The sequence below is a fragment of the Mycobacterium sp. NPDC003449 genome (assembly GCF_053588415.1).
This window is the reverse complement of sequence record NZ_JBSFPX010000333.1, coordinates 1-3,819: the sequence shown is the minus strand read 5'-3', so window position 1 is coordinate 3,819 and position 3,819 is coordinate 1. Positions and strand designations below refer to the sequence as shown.

Below are 3,819 nucleotides of genomic sequence, written 5' to 3'. Positions count from 1 at the left end.
GCAGGTGATGATCATCCATTGGTGGCCCCAGCGTTTCATCTGCAGGAACCCGATGGCGGCCGCACATCGCATCGCGAAGACCGTGAGGATCATGCCGAAGACCATCGACTTCTCGCCCGGCCCGGCCGAGCCGCCGACCCACAGTTCGTTGTAGTGCCAGAAGTAGCCGGCATCGAACATGTTGCCCCAGCCGATCATCAGCACCCGGTTGACCAGGGTGTGGTTGGCCACCAGATCCAGCGCCCAGCCCAGGCTGTTGAGCATCCCGTCGATCAGCACCAGATAGCCGATGAGGGTGACGATCATCGGCCGCACCGACAACCCGGCGCGCTGGGCCTGACGTTGCAGCCAAACCCCGCGCATGAAGATGGGGAAGCCGATCAGACCGGGCACCCACATACCCATCAGCGCGGCGCCGACGATCATCCACTTATCGGCCAGTCGTTGGGCCAGCTGGGATTCCTCGTGGTGGTCCTCGAGGCTGACCGAGCCGGATCCCGCGCCGAGCGCCGACGACGTCACAGCTCCCACCATCCGCGGGTGAAGGACATGTACAGCTGGATTCCGAACATCGCGAGCAGGTAGCCGTAGATGACGATCTGCAGCACGATGAGCGCCTTCTTGCGCTTTCGTTCCTTCTCGTCCACAGGGGTCACTCCTTCCTAGTTCGGTGTGGTCGATTGATCGGTGGGGGCCAGGCTGGCCACGGCGACTTCGCGCAGGCCCTCGCTGATCGCCCCGTCGGTGGACAACGGGGCCAGAACACACGCCTCGGCCGCCGCCAGTTCCGTTGCACCCGAGGAGATCAACTGCGCCGCGGTCACCAGGACCCGGGTGGACGGCGGCTCGAAATGGAATGCCTCGTCGGCCGTCCGGATCGCGGTCGCACATCGGACGAGTCGCTCGGCGGTCGGCAATGCGACACCGGCCTCGGCGACGATCACCTCGGCCTCGCGCTCAGGCGGCAGATAGTTCATCGGCAGGGTGACGAAACGTTGCCGGAAGGACGGTTTGAGCTCTTTGAGCGAGCTGCGGTAGGCCGGATTGTACGAGCAGACCAGCATGAAGCCCTCGGGCGCCTCGACCACCTCACCCGCGCGGTCGAGGTAGAGGGTGCGACGGTGATCGGTCAACGAATGCAGGACGGCCAGCGAATCGTGGCGGGCTTCGACCACCTCGTCGAGATAGCAGATCGCGCCGGTCTTCACGGCCCGGGTGAGTGGCCCGTCGGTCCACACCACGTCGCCGCCGGTCACCATGAACCGCCCGACCAGATCGGAACTGGTGAGGTCGTCGTGGCAGCTGATGGTGACGACCGGCCTGCCCAGCAGCACGCCCATATGCTCGACCAGGCGGGTCTTTCCGCACCCGGTCGGGCCGGTGAGCATGACCGGTAGTCTTTGGTCGAAGGCCTGCTCGAAGAGGCTGATCTCGTTGCCATTTGAGTAATAGGTGTCGGTTTTCATGTTGTGACAAGCTCCCGATGGACGTGCGCGAGGACCCGTGGCAGGTCCTCGACGCGGCGGATACGTTGGGACCGGCGGCTTCCGAAAACCTCCGGCAGCGGGTCGACCCGGACCGGTCCGACCCCGACGTAGTACATCGAGACACCGGCCTCGGCGGCCTCCTCGACTGCGTGGGCGGCGTCGGCCCAGGCGTAGCGGCCCTCGTAGCCTTCGTCGGAGATCAGCCCGTCGCCGATCACGATCAGCAGGCGGCGTTCGGACGGCTGGTCCAGCAGGCGACTGGTAAGGTGGCGCAGCGGTGCACCGAGTCTGGTGTATCCGCCGGTGGACAACCCGAGGTCGCCCGGCGGTACGAATCGACGATCGCTGAAGTCTTTGAGGCAACCGACTTCGACGCGGTGCCTGGTGTTTCCGGTGAAGAAGAAGATGCCGTGCCGCTCGCGAGCCAGCGCCATCGCCCGGGACAGTGCGTCGGCACAGGCCAACTCGAGTTTGAAGATCCGACCACCGTGCACGCCCAACGACGAGCTGCCGTCCAGTAGCAGCGCGGTGGTGACATCGCGGTTGCTGGGCAACAGTTCGCGGAAGATCCGCGGTTCGACCGCCTCACCGGTCGTCACGTCGATGTAGTGGCTGACGTAGGACTCGACGTCGAGGTCGGAGCCGTCCTCCAGGCGGTTCTTCATGGCCCGGTGGGTGTGCTCGGCGAACCATTTCCGCAGCTCCGCCGAGACCGAGGCCGGCTGGTGGGGCTTGCCGGCATGGTGGCGTTCCAGTACCGCCACGTGATCGCGCAGGAAGGTCTTGGTCCACTCGTTCCATTCGGGATACGGGATGCCCTGCCGATGCTCGGGGGTGATGTCAAGATCGTTGTCCTGTGGCCGACTCGGCGGCGGAAGGTTGGGGTTGCGGACGCCGCCGTCCCCGCCCACCGGCACGGAATACGGTCGTGGCAGGCGCTTCTGAGTGGTGGTCCACGGCATCCTGCCGAAGCTGCGGCGCAGCTTGTCGGTGAGGCCCTGGGGCACCGTGAAGGCCAGCGGCAGCCGGCCCAGCAGCGGGTGAACATCGGGAACCTCGTCCGTGCGGGCCATCTCGACCGCTCGGTGCAGCATCTCGTCGGCGTCCAACGCGGCAGGCAGGGCTTCCAGGTCCGGCGCGATGCGCCGAAACTCGCCGAGCAGCCCCGGCCAGGTCGCGGTGATCCACCCCAGCGACACACCGGCCTCGACGATGGTGAGCGCCCGCAGTTCTCGCCTCGACAGCTCGTTGAGCCGGTACCCGCCGAGCAGCTCCTTGGACGGCGAGCACTGCAGCGCCACACCACATGTCAGGGTTCTGCGGCTCCAGTCGCGTGCCAGGTGCGGGTAGGGGACGTGGATGAAGTCCAGCGCCGGACTTACCCCGAAGGCGCGGTGTTGACCGGTGACCAGACGTACCCCCTCGCGGCGTTGCCCGCTCAGCGCGACCGCCGTCACGGCGCAACTGCGCTCGACGGCCATGGCGTGCTCATCGGAAAGCTCGGTCATCGTCAGAATGTGCCGATGTTGGAGAACATCCAGTACCAGAACCAGATCACCAGACCGGTTCCGCCCCAGGCTGCGACATAGCGGAGGATCTCCCAGATCCAATCCATTTCATACCTCCTTATTGGTCAGGCCACGAAGGGCGGTTGTCACCAATTTGGCCAGCATCGTGTCGCGGGCTTCGCCGTGTTCTGTCGTGGTCAGCACGCCGTAGAGCCCCAGCAGGAAGAACGTCGCACTGTAGAAGGCGTCGACTTCGGGGTGGACTTCGTCGTCGCCGCAGGCCCGTTCGATCTCGCGGACCAGCAGCACGATGATCGGATGGTCGGTCCATTCGTCGGTGCTCGGCCGCGTCGGGGAGAAGTGCAGCGCGAGCAACTCCTTGAACAGGCGCGGCCCGAACCGCTGTTCCAGGGCGCTGATCAGGTCGACCAGTCGGGTCAGCGCGGCGGCCAGATCGTGCGGACCGTCGAGGAAATGGGTGAACTCGGTTGCCATCCGGGCCTCTTCACGCCGTTCCAGTTCCAGCAGGACGTGCTCCTTGCTGGGGAAGTGGAAGAAGAACGTGCTGTGTGCCACCCCAGCCGCCGAGACGATCGCGCCGACGTCGGCACCGGCCATGCCCGCCACGGTGAACTCGGCGATCGCGGCGCCGAGTATGCGTTCCCGCGTCCGCAGCCGACGCAGTTGGCGCGCCGACTGTTTCACCTCAGGCGTCATCGTGTGCCCCTCTCAGTCCGAGAAGATTTCGCGGTTGACGGTGTGTAGGTAGGGGATGGCGAGGAAGGGGGTGATGTAGAAGATGTCGTAGAGCCACCAGCCGATGA

Annotated in this window: 5 protein-coding genes; all 5 read right to left on the bottom strand. The window is 65.6% G+C overall.

Annotated features, from left to right (window positions below; translation table 11 throughout):
• The coding region (locus ACWDTP_RS37850; RefSeq protein ID WP_450028343.1) for a hypothetical protein at window positions 1–522 on the bottom strand (522 nt) is incomplete at its 3' end.
• Complete coding sequence (locus ACWDTP_RS37845) at window positions 519–647, bottom strand: hypothetical protein (RefSeq protein ID WP_450028342.1); 129 nt, start codon at window positions 645–647, stop codon at window positions 519–521. The genes ACWDTP_RS37845 and ACWDTP_RS37850, both read right to left, overlap by 4 nt.
• 15 nt (window positions 648–662) lie before the next feature.
• Entirely contained in the window at window positions 663–1,466 is an 804-nt protein-coding gene (locus tag ACWDTP_RS37840; protein ID WP_450028341.1) for an AAA family ATPase, read from the bottom strand.
• Window positions 1,463–2,995, bottom strand: coding sequence for a MorD protein (locus tag ACWDTP_RS37835; RefSeq protein ID WP_450028340.1), 1,533 nt, complete (start codon window positions 2,993–2,995; stop codon window positions 1,463–1,465). Before ACWDTP_RS37835 ends, ACWDTP_RS37840 begins: the two co-directional genes overlap by 4 nt.
• Window positions 2,996–3,103: 108 nt before the next feature.
• Window positions 3,104–3,712: a TetR/AcrR family transcriptional regulator gene (locus ACWDTP_RS37830; protein ID WP_450028339.1), complete on the bottom strand. Its 609-nt coding sequence runs from the start codon at window positions 3,710–3,712 to the stop codon at window positions 3,104–3,106.
• Window positions 3,713–3,819 lie beyond the last annotated feature (107 nt).